This window comes from Dellaglioa sp. CoH-57-MRSF-17 (assembly GCF_056782015.1).
Genome location: NZ_JBXAXY010000197.1, coordinates 1 through 231 on the forward strand (window position 1 = coordinate 1; position 231 = coordinate 231).

1 protein-coding gene is annotated in these 231 nt (G+C 58.4%); it reads left to right on the forward strand.

The window, feature by feature from the left end:
• On the forward strand, positions 1-231 hold a 231-nt coding region (locus tag AC1RPJ_RS08365), incomplete at both ends, for a hypothetical protein (protein WP_481762945.1).

Consider the following 231-nt stretch of genomic DNA (forward strand, 5'->3'; position numbering starts at 1 on the left):
CGACTACGACGAGAATGAGACGGATTTCATCCGAATCGATCACTTGGTTCCGTACGATCCTCCGCGTGCAATCGTTGAGGGTTCCGAGGTGCGTCTATCGCAAGGGCAGCTGCGGATCGGGACCGTGACTGGCATCAGCGATATGGACTGGGGCGACGGAAGTCTGATCCGGGTCGATCTGGATGGCGGTGGCGAGCAGACGTTCGACCGATACGATCTCGCGGTCTATGT